We start from the raw sequence: 16,500 nt of genomic DNA, 5'->3' as shown, positions 1-16,500 counted from the left end.
ATCATGCGCCGATCGGCGAGCTTGCTCCGGGGGTCAGCGCGCCTTTGGGCTCTCATAGGCGGCGACGATACGCGCCACCAATTCGTGGCGAATGACATCCTCGCCGGTGAACCTGACCTGTGCGATCCCTTCGACGCCGTCGAGCAGCCGCGCGGCCTCGGCAAGGCCCGACGTCTGGCCGTTGGGCAGATCGATCTGGGACGGATCGCCGGTGATGATCATGCGGCTGTTCTCCCCCAGACGCGTGAGGAACATCTTCATCTGCATCGACGTCGTGTTCTGCGCCTCGTCGAGAATGATCGCGGCATTGGTCAAGGTGCGCCCGCGCATGAAGGCGAGCGGCGCGATCTCGATCTCGCCGGCCTGCAGCGCGCGTTCGACGATGCGCGCATCCATCAGATCGTACAGCGCGTCGTAGATCGGACGCAGATAGGGATCGACCTTCTCGCGGAGGTCACCAGGCAGGAAGCCGAGCCGCTCGCCAGCTTCGACCGCCGGGCGCGAGAGGATGATGCGGTCGACTTCCTTGCGCTCGAACAGCTGCGCCGCATGCGCGACCGCAAGCCAGGTCTTGCCGGTGCCGGCCGGGCCGATGCCGAACACGAGCTCGTGGCGCTTCAGCGCGCGGATGTAGGAATCCTGCGCGGCGGTGCGGGCGCGCACCGGGCGCTTGCGCAGGTTGATGCTCTCGAACGCGTTCTTGGCGTTCTTGGCGTCGAACTCGAACAGCGAGCCTTGCGCCACCACGGCGCGGATCGCGCCCTCGACGTCGCCCTGCGCCAGATCCTGGCCCTTGACGGCCTGCGCATAGAGCGATTCGAGCACGCGCCGCGCGGCATCGCAGCCGTCGCGGCTGCCGCCGATGGTGATGTGGTTGCCGCGGGAATCGACGACGACGCCGAGCCTTCGCTCGACCAGGGCCAGATTCTGGCCGTAGGGGCCGACCAGGGCGGAAGCGGCGCGGTTGTCGTCGAAATCGATGACGACCTGGGTCTCGGGAGGCATGGACATGTCGCGATCGAACTTGCGGCTGGGAGCGAGGGAAGACGAATCCGATGCGCTCTTGGGCAAGTGCTCAGCCTCCGATGGATACAAGGGGCGTGGGGGAGATCGCTGCCGGCGCGGCCGTGATGAGCTCGCCGAGCAGGCTGTAGCGTTCGAGGCTGTCGATCCGCACCGGCAGAACCTGACCGATGATGTCGTCGGAGGCCATGACGTGGGCCGGCTGCAGATACGCGGTCCGTCCGACCAGCTGTCCGGGCTTGCGCGCCGCGCGCTCAAACAGCACGTCGACAACCTGGCCGATCGCGGCCTTGTTGAAGGCTGCTTGCTGGCTGTCGATCAAGCTCTGGAGGCGCTCCAATCGCTCGTCCATCTCGGTCGCTGACACCATCTCCTGCATGTCCGCTGCCGGAGTTCCCGGACGCGGCGAATACTTGAATGAATAGGCTGCAGCGTATCCGATTTGATCGATCAGCGCGAGGGTGGCGCGAAAATCTTCCTCGGTCTCGCCCGGGAACCCGACGATGAAATCCGAAGAGAATGCAATGTCGTGACGGGCGGCGCGAAAACGGTCGACGACATCCCGGTAATCGGACGCAGTGTGTTTGCGGTTCATGGCATTCAGGATTCGGTCGGATCCCGACTGAACCGGAAGATGCACGAACGGCATCACCGCTCCGAGATCGCGATGCGCCGCGATCAGGCTGTCGTCGACGTCGTTGGGATGGCTGGTCGAGTAGCGAAGCCGCGCCACGCCCGGAATCTCGGCGATCCTGTAGAGCAGCCGCCCCAGCGTCCAGGGCCGGCCGTCAGGGCCTTCGCCGTGATAGGCGTTGACGTTCTGGCCGATCAGGGTGATCTCGCGAACGCCGTTCTCGGCGAGCTGCGTCACGTCGTCGACAATGCGCGCCACTGCGCGCGACATCTCGCTGCCGCGTGTATACGGCACCACGCAGAAGGTGCAGAACTTGTCGCAGCCCTCCTGCACAGTGACGAAGGCCGAGACGCCGCGGGCGCGAATCGCCTCGCGGCTGGGCTTCGCCAGGAAGCCAAACTTGTCCTGGGCCGGGAATTCGGTCTCGATGGCGCGCTCGCCGCGGCGGGCCTGGGCCAGGAGCTGCGGCAGATGGTGGTAGCTCTGTGGGCCGACCACGACGTCGACGGTGGGGGCGCGGGCGATGATCTCCTCGCCTTCCGCCTGAGCCACGCAGCCGGCCACGGCGATCTGCATCGTCCGGCCGGCCCTTGCGGCGTCCTCCTTCGCGACCCGCAGCCGCCCGAGCTCCGAATAGACCTTCTCGGAGGCCTTCTCGCGGATGTGGCAGGTGTTGAGGATCACGAGATCGGCGTCGCCGGCCTCGGCGGTCTCGACGAAGCCCTCGGAGCCCAGCGTGTCCACCATGCGCTGGGCATCGTAGACATTCATCTGGCAGCCATAGGACTTGATGTGCAGCTTGCGCGGCGGCGTCATGAACCCTTGCATGCAGTCGGAGGCGCGCCAATGCGGCGCCGCGCTCAAATATAGGCTAGGGGGCCGAAAATCCAGCGACCGCGGGCTTTTTCTCGGACAGCCGGCCCAGAATCGCCGGCAGCTGCCGCATGTCGTCGAAAACCAGGGTGGCGCCGGCCGCGCGCAGATTGTCGGCGTGCCCAGGCCGGCAGTGGCTGCCGCCATGGAACCCGAGCACCGTCATGCCGGCGGCGACACCACCCCGGATGCCGGCCAAGCTATCCTCGACCACCACGCAGGCCCCGGGACGCGCCCTCATCTGCGCTGCGGCGAACAGGAACAGATCGGGCGCGGGCTTGCCGTTCTCGACCTGGGAGGACGAGAAGATGTGCGGGGCGAGGCGATCGTAGAGCCGGGTGGCGCCAAGGCTGACGCGCATGCGTTGGTGCGATCCGGAGGAGGCGACGCAGACCGGCACGTCGATGGTGTCGAGCGCCTCCGTGATCCCGTCGATCGCCGCGAGGTCCTGCTCGAAGGCGCGGAACAGGCGGTCCTGCAGTTTCGGGTTGAAATCGTCGGGCAGGCTGTGGCCGAGCTCGGCCTCGACCTCGAGCTTCGCCTGTTTCAGGGAGCGGCCCAGGAACCGCGCGAACACCTGCTCGGTCGTGATCGGATAGCCGCACAGGCTGAGCACGTCGGCGTGGGTCTGACAGGAGATCACCTCGCTGTCGACCAGCACGCCATCGCAATCGAAAATGACGAGATCGAAGCTGGAAGCCGGCGCTGCGTCAGCCATTCGTCTCTTCGTCGAGGGGCACGCAATACAGCTCCAGCCGGTGGTCGACCAGCTTGTAGCCGAGCTTGCGGGCGATCTCGGCCTGCAGCTTCTCGATTTCCTCGGAGGTGAACTCGATCACCTTGCCGTCGCGCAGATTGATCAGATGATCATGATGGCTGTCGCGCATCTGCTCGTAGCGGGCGCGGCCCTCGCGGAAATCGTGGCGCTCGATGATGCCGGCATCCTCGAACAGCTTCACGGTGCGATAGACCGTGGAGATCGAGATCTTGTCGTCGACGGCGACGCAGCGCCGGTACAACTCCTCGACGTCGGGATGGTCGCAGGCTTCCGCGAGCACGCGGGCAATGACGCGGCGCTGCTCGGTCATGCGCATGCCGGTGGCGGCACAGCGGGCCTCGATTCCCGTGGAATTGAGCGCTGGCGTGGTTTTCAAGGAGGTCATCGTGTCTCGCCTCAAGGATGCGCTTTCTGCCACCAAGCGCAGGTTACGACAAGTCCCGGCGCATCAGAAGCGCATTCAACTGTTCCCCGCCGGGCTGAAGGTAATAACGTTCCCGACGGCCCACGGTCGCAAATCCGGCGCGTTCATAGAGTCGGCGGGCCGGCTGGTTGTTTTCCTCCACTTCGAGAAAGACCGTCCGGACCCCGCGTCCCGCGAGGTGCCCGAGATGCTGCAGCAACAGATCACGAGAAAATCCGCGGCCGCGCTGATTTGGGTCAAGTGCAACCGACAATATTTCCGCTTCGTCCGCGCCGATTCGCGAGACGATGAGGCCGACGAGTTTCCGCCCGAGCCGCAGCCGATGGATCATGGTGTTGCGCTCGGCCAGCATGGCCTCGAACTCGCCTTCGCCCCACCCGCGGTGAAACGAGGCGGCGTGGATCTGGGCGAGCCTGGCGGCGTCGCGCGGCGCGGCCGCTTCGATCAACGGTTTGGGGCTGCCGAGCCAGCGGAAGAACATGTTCATGACGAGACGGCCGTCTGCGCCGGCGCGCGCGCCGCGCCGGCAGGCGGCTTGACGTCGGGCGCGCGCAGATAGAACGGCCGCGCCGGTGCGTGCGCCGGGTCCGCGGCCGCGCCGAGCCAAGCAACCCAGGCGATGTCGGGTCCGTTTTGCGAGTCGACCGCAACTGGCGCGGCGGCTTCCGGAGGCCACCGTTCGGCCAGCAGCGCTGCGGCGTTGCCGACGAGGTGCGGGGCGCCGAGCCGCGCGACCGCCAAGACGTCGTCGATCGCAGCGACCTGAGGCGCGACCAGCTCTTCGCCGCTGCCGCTCACGACTTGGTAGTAGACATGGTCGTGCCGGGCATCGATCGCCGAGATCACCGGGTTGGTACGGTCTTCGCTGACAATGGGTGCGGCGTAGGCCGAGAGCGTGGTGACGCCGATGACCGGCTTGTGCGCCGCCAATGCAATGCCGCGCGCGGCGGAGAGGCCGACGCGCAGTCCGGTGAAGCTACCAGGACCCGTCGTTACCGCGATGCGGTCTAGCTCGTGGAAGCCGACGCCCGACTGGCGCATCACGCGCGCGATCAGCGGCATCAGCGCCTCGGCGTGGCCGCGCTTCATCGGCAGCGTTTCCTCGGCGCGCATCGCGGCCGAATCAGTGTCCAGAACGGCAGCCGCGCAATGGTCGAGGGAAGTATCGATGGCGAGGATCAACATCCGGTCAGATTCGCATTGAAGGGAGCGCCGAATACCTTTTTGGGGCTTTGATAAAGTCGGTTGCCGCTTTCTTACATCCTGATCGGGAAAAACGCATCAAGACGCACGACCAAGAACGCAAACTACTGAATTGGCGCTCATTTAAGCAAATCTTTCCGGGCTATTGGAATGATCGTCCCGTTCGACGTTCAGGCCGCCGCGCCATCCGGTCGCAAAGGCCATGCCCGACGGTCCAGGTCGAGGCGATCAATCGCTCGCAAGCCCGTGCTCGGGATCGGCACCGACGGCATGGCGCGCAGAGCGCGGCAGCCAGCGAGGTATCGTGGAGCATTCGGCGGGCGGCGGCCGTGGCCGCCACCGTCGGCAACGCAGCGTGAGCAGAGGCAGATGGCGATTGGCGCGCAGATCTATTCGCCAACCCCGTTCGCCGTTGGCTTGCTACATCGGCCGGACTTCGACCACCTCGGGCACGAAGTGCTTCAGCAGGTTCTGGATGCCGTGCTGCAGGGTCGCGGTCGATGACGGGCAGCCGGAGCAGGCGCCCTTCATGTTGAGATAGACGATGCCGTCCTTGAAGCCGCGGAAGGTGATGTCGCCGCCGTCATTGGCCACCGCCGGACGCACGCGGCTCTCGATCAGGTCCTTGATCATGCCGACCGTCTCGGTGTCGGCCTCGTCGTAGAACTCGTCGTCCTCGTCGGCGGATTCATCATTGGCGGCGCTGCCGTCGGCGAGCAGCGGCGCGCCCGACATGTAGTGCTCCATGATCGCGCCGAGGATCGCCGGCTTGAGGTGCTGCCACTCACCGTCGCTCTTGGTGACGGTGATGAAATCGGCGCCGTAGAACACGCCGGTGACGCCATCGACGGCGAACAGGCGCTCGGCCAGCGGGGAGCGCGCGGCGGCGTCGCGGCTGCCGAACTCCATCGTGCCCGTGGGCAGCACGACGCGGCCCGGGATGAACTTCAAGGTGGCGGGATTGGGGGTGGCTTCGGTCTGGATGAACATGGTTTTCTCCGGCAGCGCCGGTTCAAGGCCGGCCTGTGGTGTCCTCATAGCAGATGGCGCGAACGCGCGCACGATCAAGGGGGCATGGCCGGCGTTTCCGATCTAAGCCTATGAAAGAGCGTCGAGATCGTCGTCACCGAGATCGCCCGGCACGATCACCAGCGGGATCGGGAAGGCGCCGCTCGTCTTGGTGACATGGGTGACCAGCGGGCCGGGGCCCTCGGGGCCGGAATGGGCGGCGAGCACCAGCAGCGCGATGTCGCTGTCGTGCTCGATCGTCTCCAGGATCTGCGCCGTCGGCTCACCCTCGCGGATCACCCGTTCCGGCGCGGTCACGCCGATCGCCGACAGCAGCGCCGCGGCCTGGTCGAGCTCGGCATGCGCCTGCTCCTGCGCCTCGGCCCGCATCAGGTCGGCGACCCCCAGCCATTGCTGGTTCTGGTCCTCCGTCTCGATGACGTGCAGCATGACGATACGGCCGCCGGAACGGACCGCCCAGCGGCCGGCATAGCGGACCGCGCGGTCCCACTCCTCGCTGTCGTCGACCACGACCAGGCATTTCGGCGCATGGCCGGTCTGGTAGCTCTGCCGCTGCGCCGCCATCGCGTTCCCGCCTGCTGCTGCAAGTCGATCCGGCCGCGATGCTGCCACAGCCCATCTCCGTTGGGGAGAGGGCTGCGGGTTCCATTGCGCCCGCAATGACACCGGTGGTGCGGCTCCTAGTAGCCCGGATGTCGCTTCGCTCATCCTGGCTACGGCCGCAAGGCCAACTCCGGAGCGCGCCGTGCCGCTCAGGGCTTGCGGATGAAGCCGACGATGTCCTTGGCCGTCTTCATGGTCTCCGCGGCGATGGCCTGGGCGCGGTCGGCGCCGTCGACCAGGACGGACTCGACGTAGCCGGGATCGGCGGTCAGGCGCTTCATCTCGGCGGCGATCGGCCCGAGCTTGGTGACGCACAGCTCGACCAGCGCGTTCTTGAAGCTGGAGAACTGGCCGCCGCCGAAATCCCTGAGCACGTCGGCCTTGCTGCGGTCCGACAGCGCGGCGTAGATGCCGACGAGGTTGTCGGCCTCGGGACGTGCGTCCAGCCCCTTTTCCTCGGTCGGCAGCGGCTCCGGATCGGTCTTGGCCTTGCGGACCTTCTGCGCGATCGTATCGGCATCGTCGGTCAGGTTGATGCGCGAATAGTCCGAGGCATCGGACTTCGACATCTTCTTGGTACCATCGCGCAGCGACATCACGCGCGTCGCGGGACCGGTGATGAAGGGCTCCGGAAGCGGGAAGAACAGGCCGTCGCCGAAGCCGTGGCTGCGGATCGAGTCGCCGTAGTCATTGTTGAACTTCTGCGCGATGTCGCGCGAGAGCTCGAGATGCTGCTTCTGGTCCTCGCCGACCGGAACATGGGTGGCGCGGTAGAGCAGGATGTCGGCGGCCATCAGCACCGGATAGTCGTAGAGGCCGACCGATGCGTTCTCGCGATCCTTGCCGGCCTTCTCCTTGAACTGCGTCATGCGGTTCAGCCAGCCGATGCGCGCGACGCAGTTGAAGATCCAGGCGAGCTCGGCATGCCCGGAGACCTGGCTCTGGTTGAACACGATGTGCTTCTTCGGATCGATGCCGGCGGCGATGAAGGCGGCCGTGACCTCGCGGGTGTTGCGCGCGAGCTCGGCCGGGCCGCCCCAGACATCGATCGGCATGGTGATCGCGTGCATGTCGACGACGCAATAGATGCAGTTGTGCGTCTCCTGCATCTTCACGAAGTTGACGATCGCGCCGAGGTAGTTGCCGAGATGCAGGTTGCCGGTCGGCTGGACGCCCGAGAAAACCCGTTCCACGAAAGCCATGGTCACTGTTCCGGATGATGATTTTGGGGGGTCGTTTGGCACGAGCGCCTCAAAGGTGCAAGTCGCCGGCAGGCTTTTGCCGGATCGCCCGGACGGTTTCGCGCCAGCTTACGGCGCCCAGGGACAATAGAAGCACTCCGTAGAGGATGATGGCGCCGCTGATCAGGGCGGCGAGCAGCACGGCCGCGCCGAGATGGCTGCTGCTCCACGTGCCGGCGAAGCGTCCGGCGACGGTCCAGAGGACGGTGCCCATGATCGCGGCGGCCAGGGTGATGCGCGGCAGCCGGCGCCGCGAGGCGGGAGGAAGCGCGAAGCCGAAGCTCGTGGCGCCACGCCGGATCAGGACCGCCGCATTGGCCCAGGCACCGAGCGCGAGCCCTGCCGCGATGCCACTTGCCGCAAACAATTGTGCGAGCAGGAACGCCAGCGCGATCGCGACACCGCATCCGATCAGCGTCGCGCGCAGCGGTGTCTGCGTGTCCTCGCGCGCGAAGAAGGCGGGCTGCAGCGCCTTGGTCAGTACTTGCGCCGGCAATGCCGCCGCGAGCCATGTCAGCACCTTCGCCGTCGCGGCGGCATCGTCCGAGCTGAACGCGCCATGTTCGAACAGCAAACGAATGATCGGCTCGTTCAGGATCATCAGTCCGAGCGCCGCAGGCAGCGCGAGCCCGATCGTGAGCTCGAGGCCGCGCGATTGCACCTCCGCCAGCGCCTGCTTGTTGCCCTCGTGCAGCGCGCGCGTCAGCTCCGGCACCAGCACCGTGCCCATGGCAACGCCGACGAGCCCAAGTGGTAGCTCGATGAGGCGGTTGGCGAAATACAGCCACGAGACCGCGGAAGGCGAGGCGGAGGCGATGATCGCGCCGCCGACCGCGATCAGTTGCGGGCCGGCGCTGGCGACCATGCCGGGCAGCGCTTTGGCGAAGAAGCCGCGCATTTCCGCATGGAAGGTGACGCGCACCGGCGAGGCGAGGGGGCCATCGCGGCCTCGCCGCGCGAGGACGGCGAGCTGCAGCAGCCCGGCGACGCCGATCGTGGCGGCGAGCAGCAGTGCGGCGTTCGCAGGATCCGGATGTTGCGTCAGCAGCACGATGGTCACGACGATCAGCGCGACGTTGAAGAGCAGCGGCGCAAACGCGGCCAGCGCGAAGCGGCCTCGTGCACTGGAGAGTGCGAGCAGCACGGTCGCGGGGCCGGCGAAGGCGAGATAGGGCAGCATCAGCCTGGCATCATTGACGGCCAGGGTGAGCGTCTCTTCACCGGCGAAGCCTGGTGCGAGCACCGTCATCGCGAACGGCATCAGCAGCGCCAGCACGAGCGTTGCCGCGAGCAGGCCGGCGCTGACCGTGCCGAGCACGCGCCCGGCAAAGGCTGCCGCCTGCATTGTGCCACCGTGCTGGTATATTCGCAGCCAGGCCGGCACCAAAGCTGCATTGAGCGCGCCCTCCGTCAGCAATCGCCTGATGACGTTGACGAGCTGAAACGCCGCGAGAAATGCGTCCGCGACCGGACCGGCGCCGAGCAGCGCGGCCATCAGCGCATCCCGGACGAAGCCGAGCAGGCGCGAGGCCAGTGTTCCTGACAACACAGTCACGAATGAGCGGATCATCAGGCTTCTATAGCAGCGCCGCTTGTGATAGGCCGCAGCGTTTGCAAAACGCCGTAAACGGGGCCAGTGGATGACTGACGCGAAATACGATGTTCTCGGGATCGGCAACGCGATCTTCGACGTGCTGGTGCATGCCGATGAAGCCTTTCTCACCCGGCACGGCATGACCAAGGGCAGCATGGCGCTGATCGACGAGGCCCGCGCGGCCGCGATCTATGCCGATATGGGCCCGGCCACCGAGATGTCCGGCGGTTCGGGGGCCAACACCATCGCTGGCCTCGCCAGCCTGGGCGCGCGTGCCGCTTACGTGGGCAAGGTCAAGGACGACCAGATCGGCCGGATGTACAGGCATGATATCCGCGCCGCTGGCGTGACCTTCGATACCGCGCCCGCTGCCGACGGCCCGGCGACCGGCTGCTGCTACATCCTGGTGACCCCCGACGGCGAGCGCACCATGAACACCTATCTGGGCGCCGCGCAAAATCTCACCGCCGCGGACATCGATCCCGCGCAGATTGCGGCGGCGCGCTTCATCTATCTCGAAGGATATCTGTGGGACCCGAAGGACGCCAAGGATGCGTTCGTGAAGGCGGCAGCGATCGCGCATGACGCCGGACGCGAGGTCGCGCTGACCTTGTCGGATTCGTTCTGCGTCGATCGCTATCGCGAGGAGTTTCTCGACCTGATGCGCGGCGGCACCGTCGATCTCGTCTTCGCCAACGAGGCCGAGCTGCATTCGCTGTACCAGACCTCGGATTTCGACGGCGCCCTGAAGCAGCTGCGTGAGGACGCCACGCTCGGCATCGTCACCCGCAGCGAAAAGGGCTGCGTCGTGGTGTCGAACGACGGCGTGATCTCGGTGCCGGCGCATCCGATCGAGAGCCTGGTCGATACCACCGGCGCGGGCGATCTGTTCGCCGCCGGCTTCCTGTTCGGGCTGGTGCGCAAGACCGGTTACGAGATGGCCGGCCGCCTCGGCGGCCTTGCCGCGGCCGAGGTGATCCAGCACATCGGCGCAAGGCCGCAGGTGTCGCTGAAGGAATTGGCGGCCCAGAACGGACTGAAGGTGTAGGTCGAAGCTGTGGTCACGCGTTCTTTTCACCGGAGACACAACTCTCTCCACCGTCATGGCCGGGCTTGACCCGGCCATCCACGTTTTATTGAGCTGCGGGACCGAAGACGTGGATGCCCGGGCCAAGCCCGGGCATGACGCCAACTAACTCATTCCGAGCTCACTCCGGTCAGTTGGCAGTCTGCTCACGCCGCCTTCTGTCCGCCCGCGGCATCGAGTCCGGCATAGACCCCGCGCTCGAAGCCTGCAAACGTCTCCAGGCACAGCCGGTCTGCGAACGGCAGGAGCTGCATCAGGATCACGCCGGTGACGTCGCGCGCCGGATCGATCCAGTAGTAGGTGTTGGCGAGGCCGGCCCAGGCGAGGCTGCCGGCACTGCGGCCTTCCGGCGTCTGCGCCGTCGTGATCATGAAGCTCAAGCCCCATTTCTTGACGATGTCGGGATAGAGATCGACGTCGTTGGTCACGCCGGGCACCGCCGCGGCCATCTTCGTCATCTCCAGCTCGCCGATATGGTTGTCGCGCATCGCCGCGACCGTCTCAGGCTTGAGCACCTGGTTGCCGTTGCCGCGGCCGTTGTTGAGGATCATCCGGGTGAAGCGGACGTAGTCGCCGGCGGTGCCGTAGAGCCCGCCGCCACCCATGTGGAATTCCGGCTCCTGCTCGAGCTCGAACGGGATCGGCGCCAGGGTGCCGTCCTCACCGCGGGCATGCATGCCGACCAGGCGGGCGCGCTGCGACGGGCCGAGCTTGAAGCCGGTATCGTCCATGCCGAGCGGCGCGAACAGATGGTCGCGCATATAGGCGTCGAGCGTCTGGCCGCTCGCGGCCTCGATCGCCTTGCCGACGAAATCGATGTTGATGCCGTATTCCCAGCGCGTGCCGGGATCGGAGGCGAGCGGCAATTTGAGAGCGTCGTTCTTGCAGGTGATGATGCCGGGCGTGCCGGCCTTCTGCACATAGGTGGCCATGTCGCCGTTCCACATGTCGTAGCAGAAGCCGGCGGTGTGGGTCATCAGATGGCGCAGCGTGATCGCGGTCTTGGCCGGCCGCAGGATCGGCTCGCCATTGGCGTCGAAACCGTCGAGCACCTTGGGCGCGGCGAGGTCGGGCAGCACCGCGCCGATCGGGGCATCCAGCGACAACCGGCCCTGCTCGACCAGCTGCATCCCGGCCGCGCAGGTGATGGCCTTGGTCATCGAGGCGATCCAGAACACGCTGTCGGCGGTCATCGGATCGTCGCGGCCGAGGTCGCGCTTGCCGAAGGCGCCTTCATAGATGATGCCGTTGCTGTCAGCGGCGACGGCGACGGCGCCGGGAATCTCTCCCGCCTCCGCCTTCTGCCGCAGCACGCCGTCGATGTCGGTCTTGTTCTGCATGGTCTCCTCCGTTCCGTTCTTGATGACGGTAGGCGATTGTTCCTCGGGCCGGCCCGGCCAGCAAGGACAGTCGGTCGAACGGCCGGTCGCGATCTCGTGATGATGCGGCGCGGACGAAGCAGGCGGGGACAACAGCGCCGCGGCAAGGCCACAGCGCTTCAATTTTTCGCCAGAATCATGATTAGTTCCACCCAGCCGCGAGGCCGACACATGGGGGCCATGTTCCCACCATGGGCTTGCGACTGTTGTGAGTTGCAACCATTTTTGCATTAAAGGGTTGAAGGACCGGCTTTTTCGAGCCGATGACGTGTTTTTGGCGGCAATGTCCGCCGTTGGGGGCGATATGATTTCGACGTGGAGCGAGTGGAAGCGGTATCCCCGCCCGGGGCGCGGTGACAATATCGAGGCACCGATCACGCCCGGCATCTACGAGGTGCGCATCGCTGCGACCGGTGCGCTGTATTCGTTCGGAGCGGTCGACAATGTGGCGCAGGCGCTGGCGCTCTTGCCCGTCGGCCACAAATCGTGGTTCGGGCGCCGCGATCCCGCCTCGTTGCCCGATCTCGAATACCGCACCTGCGCGACCTCGACCAAGGCCGACGCCAAGGCGGCGGCGGAGCGCATGATCGGCCGCCGCGAGACCTATTTGAGCGGCGCGGCCTGATCCTGGTCGACTCCTCGTCATTCAGCATTTGGTGCCGTACAGGCACGGATCGCCGGATCGAATGTACCGTTGAGGAGGCGCACGAGTCGTGCGCCTCGGCTGGCGCGTGGCTATATTCGGGGGAAAGATCGCTCGCTTTCGAGGAGGAACCCGATGACACCGCCCGCCGCCGCTCGCGCCTCCACTGCCGCCCCGAGCCTGCGTGACCGCCTGAAGGATCCGTCGCTGCTGCGCGAGCAGTGCTACATCGATGGTGCCTGGGTCGGCTCGCCGGTGTTCCCCGTCGTCAACCCAGCCACCGGCGCCGAGCTCGCCAAGGTGGCGCAGCTCGGTGCTGAAGAGACGACGCGGGCCGTCGAAGCTGCCGCGCGCGCGTTCCCGGCCTGGGCCAGGCTGACCGCCAAGCAGCGCTCCAATACCTTGCGCAAATGGTTCGAGCTGATCACGGCCAACCGCGAGGACCTCGCGCTGATCCTCACCTCCGAGCAGGGCAAGCCGCTGACGGAGGCGCTCGGTGAGGTCGACATCGGCGCCGCCTATATCGAGTTCTTCGCCGAGGAGGCGCGCCGCGTCTATGGTGAGACCATCCCAACCCAGAAGCCGGATGCGCGCCTGTTGGCGCTGAAGCAGCCGATCGGCGTCTGCGGCGCCATCACGCCGTGGAATTTCCCGAACTCGATGATCACCCGCAAGGTGTCTCCCGCGCTCGCCGCCGGCTGCACCGTGGTGCTGAAGCCGGCCAACGAGACGCCGCTATCAGCGCTGGCGCTCGCCGTGCTGGCCGAACGCGCCGGCTTGCCGAAGGGCGCGCTCAACATCATCACCGGCGATGCACCTGACATCGGCAAGGTGCTGTGCGAGCATCCGTCCGTGCGCTTCGTCGGCTTCACCGGCTCGACCGAGGTCGGCAAGATCCTGTATCGCCAGTCCGCCGGCACGGTGAAGAAGCTCGGTCTCGAGCTCGGCGGCAACGCGCCGTTCGTGGTGTTCGACGATGCCGATATCGATGCGGCGGTCGAAGGCGCCATGGTCTCGAAATACCGCAACATGGGTCAGACCTGCGTCTGCGCCAACCGCCTCTATGCGCAGGACGGCATCTACGACCAGTTCGTCGAGAGGCTCGCCGCCAAGGTCGCGGCGATGAAGATCGGCGACGGCACCGAGGCCGGCGTGACGCAGGGCCCGCTGATCAACGAGGAAGCGGTCGAGAAGGTCGAGCGCCACATCGCCGATGCGGTCAAGGGCGGTGCCAGGATCGTCACTGGTGGCAAACGCCATGCGCTCGGCCGCACCTTCTTCGAGCCTACCGTGTTGTCGGACGTGAAGTCGGACGCGCTGGTCGCGCAGGAGGAGACGTTCGGCCCGCTCGCGCCGGTGATCCGGTTCAAGGACGAGGCCGACGTCATCGCGATGTGCAACGCCTCGCCATTTGGTTTGGCGTCGTACTTCTACGCCCGCGATCTCGGCCGGGTCTGGCGTGTCGCGGAGGCGCTGGAGTCCGGCATGGTCGGCGTCAACACCGGCCTGATCACGACAGAGGTGGCGCCGTTCGGCGGCGTCAAGGAGAGCGGCCTCGGACGCGAGGGCTCGCACCACGGCATCGAGGAATATCTCGAGATCAAGTATGTGATGATGGCGGGGGTGTGAACTTTGGACGCCTGCGCTCAGGCCGTCTTGGGCAGCTTGTCCACCGGCACCATGTAGGACTTGTTGCCGACCTGGTAGATGACCTTGCCGGTCTTGCCGTCGTCGGTCGAGATCTGCGTCTGGCCGAACATGATGACGTTCTTGTAGACGATGCCGGTGCCCTGGCGCGTCACGCCATCGGCGGTGACGCTGACCTGCGCCTCCTTGCCGTTGACGGAGAGCACGCGAAAGCTCGCGCTCATGCCGTTCTCGCCGGAATAGCCGGCCCAGCTTCCGGTCAGGTTGCTCTGTTCGGCGGGAGGCGCCTGCTTTTCCAGCATCGCCGTGGCCTTGCCGCCGCCGGCCGAGAACAGCAGTACCGCGTTCTTGCCGTTCTTGGTGCCGAGCGTGACGGACCCGAAGTCGATGGTCGAGCCGTTGACCTGGCCGATGCCGCGCTCGGTCCGTCCATTGTGGGTGTATTCCACCGTCGCCGCGGCGCCGCGAATGTTGACGACCTTGAAGCTCACCGCCTGGCCACTGGCCGTCCAGCTGCCTTTCCATTCGCCGAGCAGGTTGCTCTGGTGATAGACCCGCTCCATCGCGGGAGAGATCTGGCTGGTGCTTTGGACGATCGCCATGTGCTCTTCCGAAAAGTCTGAACGCTCTCTTCTCTATGTTTCTGATCGTTGCCGTCTGTTGCAAGAAGACGTAGGTCGATGAGGTTAACGGGTGATTAATGGCGCCTTGCCGGGCCGATGCGCCGCGCGCGACCTATCGCCTCAGTGCGGGATCTCCTTCAGGCTCAGCCGTCGCGCCGTCATGTCACGGCCGTATCCGGATGAACGCAAGCGCGCGCCGCCACGCGCCGTGCCCATCCAGGACAGCCGCTTGCCGAGAGCCGTCTGATCATCGACGATGCCGAATGTTTCCACTGACCTCGAGATTGCGAGCTCAACCATGACCGCGGCACCCGCGCGCACCGGCGTCGGCCGGCTTTCTGAAGCCGATGCGCATCGGCTGGAGGAGGACGGCTATCTGCTGCTGCGCGGTGCGATCCCGGCGGACTGGATCGCGCCACTGCGCGATGCGTTCGAGTCCGGCACGCTGCCCTCGGAGCAATGGCCGGTGCCGCGCGGCCGCGACTGGCGGCACGCCATGGTCGATCTCGATGCGACGGTGCAACAGGTCTGCCGCCTGCCGGTGATGCTTGCCGCCGTGCATCATGTCCTGAAGGCGCCGTTCTTCCTCGGCCAGGTCGAAGGGCGCGAGCCGTGTGCCGATGGCGGCGCGCAGCCGCTGCATCGCGACAGCGTCGAGCGCCGGCGCACCGATTCCGTCTCCGCGCTGGCCTTTCTCGATTCCTTCGGCCCCGACAATGGTGCCACGCAAGTGGCGCCAGGCTCGCATCGCCCCGACACGGACGATGCGCAGGCCGCGTCCTCGGCGTTCGTCACGGCGGGCGAGGCCGGCGACATCCTGCTGTTCGACGTCAACATGCTGCACGGTGCGACGCGCAACCGCAGCGGCGCGCGCCGCCGCTCACTGCTGATCACCTACGCCACATGGGTGCAGCTGGACGAGTGGCGCCGGACCCGCGCCTTGCGTGCGGTGCGCATGGATCAGGACGAGATCTTCGGCGCCGAGTAGCGGCACCATCCCGCTGCTTCCAGCCAAAATCCCGCAGAGAGGACGCTCATGAGGCTCTACGATTCCGCCACCGCGCCAAGCCCGCGCCGCGTGCGCATCTTCCTTGCGGAGAAGGGCCTCACGATTCCCACCGTCCAGCTCGACCTGCGCGCCGGGGAGCAGTTTCGGCCGGAATTTCGCGCGCTGAACCCGCAATGCACGGTTCCGGTCCTGGAGCTCGACAGCGGCGCTGCGATCACCGACATCATCGCGATCTGCCGCTACGTCGAGGAGCTGCATCCCGAGCCGGCTCTGATGGGACGCAATGCGGAGGAGCGCGCCGTGATCGAATGCTGGGTCCGGCGGATCGAGTGGGACGGCATCTATGCCATTCAGGAAGCGTTCCGAAACAGTGCGCCGGGGCTGGAGAGCCGCGCACTGCCCGGCCCGCTGCCGCTCGAGCAGATCCCGGCGCTCGCCGAGCGGGGGCGTCTGCGCGTCGCGCACTACTTCGCCTGGCTCGACGCGCGGCTGGCCGATCACGCCTTCGTCTGCGACTCCGACTTCACCATTGCCGACATCAGCGCCATGGTGACGGCGGATTTCGCGGCCCGCGCCAAGCTCGACCCACCGGATCATCTCCGCCATCTCAAGCGATGGTACGGCGAGGTGTCGAGCCGTCCGAGCGCAAAGGCTTAGTCCGGCCGTGCGGCGCGCGAGACCGCAGCGGCAGGTTCGCGCGCCGGGATTTG

Annotated in this window: 18 protein-coding genes; 5 read left to right on the top strand and 13 right to left on the bottom strand. The window is 66.4% G+C overall.

All coding sequences use genetic code 11. From position 1 onward, the window contains the following. Nucleotides 1–33: 33 nt before the first annotated feature. The 10 genes from QX051_RS09005 to murJ form a co-directional block, all read right to left on the bottom strand. Entirely contained in the window at nucleotides 34–1,011 is a 978-nt protein-coding gene (locus QX051_RS09005) for a PhoH family protein (RefSeq protein ID WP_315735578.1), read from the bottom strand. Between the two features lie 64 nt (nucleotides 1,012–1,075). After that, the gene (gene miaB, locus QX051_RS09000) at nucleotides 1,076–2,473 is read right to left on the bottom strand and encodes a tRNA (N6-isopentenyl adenosine(37)-C2)-methylthiotransferase MiaB (protein ID WP_315775810.1); all 1,398 of its coding nucleotides are present in this window, start codon (nucleotides 2,471–2,473) and stop codon (nucleotides 1,076–1,078) included. A 55-nt stretch (nucleotides 2,474–2,528) separates the two neighbouring features. After that, entirely contained in the window at nucleotides 2,529–3,248 is a 720-nt protein-coding gene (locus QX051_RS08995) for an HAD family hydrolase (protein WP_315775809.1), read from the bottom strand. Beyond that, nucleotides 3,241–3,693: a Fur family transcriptional regulator gene (locus QX051_RS08990; RefSeq protein ID WP_315716937.1), complete on the bottom strand. Its 453-nt coding sequence runs from the start codon at nucleotides 3,691–3,693 to the stop codon at nucleotides 3,241–3,243. The genes QX051_RS08995 and QX051_RS08990 overlap by 8 nt, the downstream gene beginning before the upstream one ends. A gap of 43 nt (nucleotides 3,694–3,736) precedes the next feature. After that, complete coding sequence (rimI, locus tag QX051_RS08985) at nucleotides 3,737–4,219, bottom strand: ribosomal protein S18-alanine N-acetyltransferase (protein ID WP_315735571.1); 483 nt, start codon at nucleotides 4,217–4,219, stop codon at nucleotides 3,737–3,739. After that, the gene (gene tsaB, locus QX051_RS08980; RefSeq protein ID WP_315775808.1) at nucleotides 4,216–4,917 is read right to left on the bottom strand and encodes a tRNA (adenosine(37)-N6)-threonylcarbamoyltransferase complex dimerization subunit type 1 TsaB; all 702 of its coding nucleotides are present in this window, start codon (nucleotides 4,915–4,917) and stop codon (nucleotides 4,216–4,218) included. Before tsaB ends, rimI begins: the two co-directional genes overlap by 4 nt. Nucleotides 4,918–5,355: 438 nt before the next feature. Next, a complete protein-coding gene (locus tag QX051_RS08975; RefSeq protein WP_315735567.1) occupies nucleotides 5,356–5,925 on the bottom strand; it encodes a NifU family protein in 570 nt (189 codons plus the stop codon). 108 nt (nucleotides 5,926–6,033) lie between these two features. Beyond that, nucleotides 6,034–6,528 (bottom strand): universal stress protein, encoded by a 495-nt coding sequence (locus QX051_RS08970; protein ID WP_315775807.1) that lies wholly within the window; start codon nucleotides 6,526–6,528, stop codon nucleotides 6,034–6,036. A 188-nt stretch (nucleotides 6,529–6,716) separates the two neighbouring features. After that, nucleotides 6,717–7,769, bottom strand: a complete 1,053-nt coding sequence (gene trpS / locus QX051_RS08965; RefSeq protein WP_015663202.1) for a tryptophan--tRNA ligase — start codon at nucleotides 7,767–7,769, stop codon at nucleotides 6,717–6,719. Nucleotides 7,770–7,818: 49 nt separating this feature from the next. Continuing rightward, nucleotides 7,819–9,378, bottom strand: coding sequence for a murein biosynthesis integral membrane protein MurJ (gene murJ / locus QX051_RS08960; RefSeq protein WP_315775806.1), 1,560 nt, complete (start codon nucleotides 9,376–9,378; stop codon nucleotides 7,819–7,821). Between the two features lie 70 nt (nucleotides 9,379–9,448). On the opposite strand from murJ, the gene QX051_RS08955 reads away from it, so the two are divergent. After that, entirely contained in the window at nucleotides 9,449–10,450 is a 1,002-nt protein-coding gene (locus QX051_RS08955) for an adenosine kinase (protein WP_315775805.1), read from the top strand. 185 nt (nucleotides 10,451–10,635) lie between these two features. On the opposite strand, the gene QX051_RS08950 is transcribed toward QX051_RS08955, so the two are convergent. Then, complete coding sequence (locus QX051_RS08950; RefSeq protein WP_315775804.1) at nucleotides 10,636–11,829, bottom strand: serine hydrolase domain-containing protein; 1,194 nt, start codon at nucleotides 11,827–11,829, stop codon at nucleotides 10,636–10,638. A 343-nt stretch (nucleotides 11,830–12,172) separates the two neighbouring features. Between QX051_RS08950 and QX051_RS08945 the strand changes: the two genes are divergently transcribed. Continuing rightward, nucleotides 12,173–12,493, top strand: coding sequence for a hypothetical protein (locus QX051_RS08945; RefSeq protein ID WP_315758115.1), 321 nt, complete (start codon nucleotides 12,173–12,175; stop codon nucleotides 12,491–12,493). 153 nt (nucleotides 12,494–12,646) lie between these two features. After that, the gene (locus QX051_RS08940; protein ID WP_315775803.1) at nucleotides 12,647–14,140 is read left to right on the top strand and encodes an NAD-dependent succinate-semialdehyde dehydrogenase; all 1,494 of its coding nucleotides are present in this window, start codon (nucleotides 12,647–12,649) and stop codon (nucleotides 14,138–14,140) included. Between the two features lie 17 nt (nucleotides 14,141–14,157). On the opposite strand, the gene QX051_RS08935 is transcribed toward QX051_RS08940, so the two are convergent. Together QX051_RS08935 and QX051_RS08930 are read right to left on the bottom strand one after the other, a co-directional pair. After that, nucleotides 14,158–14,760 (bottom strand): hypothetical protein, encoded by a 603-nt coding sequence (locus QX051_RS08935; RefSeq protein ID WP_315775802.1) that lies wholly within the window; start codon nucleotides 14,758–14,760, stop codon nucleotides 14,158–14,160. A gap of 141 nt (nucleotides 14,761–14,901) precedes the next feature. Continuing rightward, a complete protein-coding gene (locus QX051_RS08930; RefSeq protein WP_315775801.1) occupies nucleotides 14,902–15,081 on the bottom strand; it encodes a hypothetical protein in 180 nt (59 codons plus the stop codon). Here QX051_RS08930 and QX051_RS08925 point away from each other — a divergent pair. Together QX051_RS08925 and QX051_RS08920 are read left to right on the top strand one after the other, a co-directional pair. After that, nucleotides 15,080–15,769, top strand: a complete 690-nt coding sequence (locus QX051_RS08925; protein ID WP_315775800.1) for a phytanoyl-CoA dioxygenase family protein — start codon at nucleotides 15,080–15,082, stop codon at nucleotides 15,767–15,769. The genes QX051_RS08930 and QX051_RS08925 overlap by 2 nt on opposite strands. 48 nt (nucleotides 15,770–15,817) lie before the next feature. After that, complete coding sequence (locus tag QX051_RS08920) at nucleotides 15,818–16,447, top strand: glutathione S-transferase (protein ID WP_315775799.1); 630 nt, start codon at nucleotides 15,818–15,820, stop codon at nucleotides 16,445–16,447. The last annotated feature ends 53 nt before the right edge of the window (nucleotides 16,448–16,500 follow it).

Source organism: Bradyrhizobium sp. SZCCHNR1053, assembly GCF_032381235.1.
GTDB lineage: Bacteria > Pseudomonadota > Alphaproteobacteria > Rhizobiales > Xanthobacteraceae > Bradyrhizobium.
This window is presented reverse-complemented; position numbering and strand designations above follow the sequence as displayed.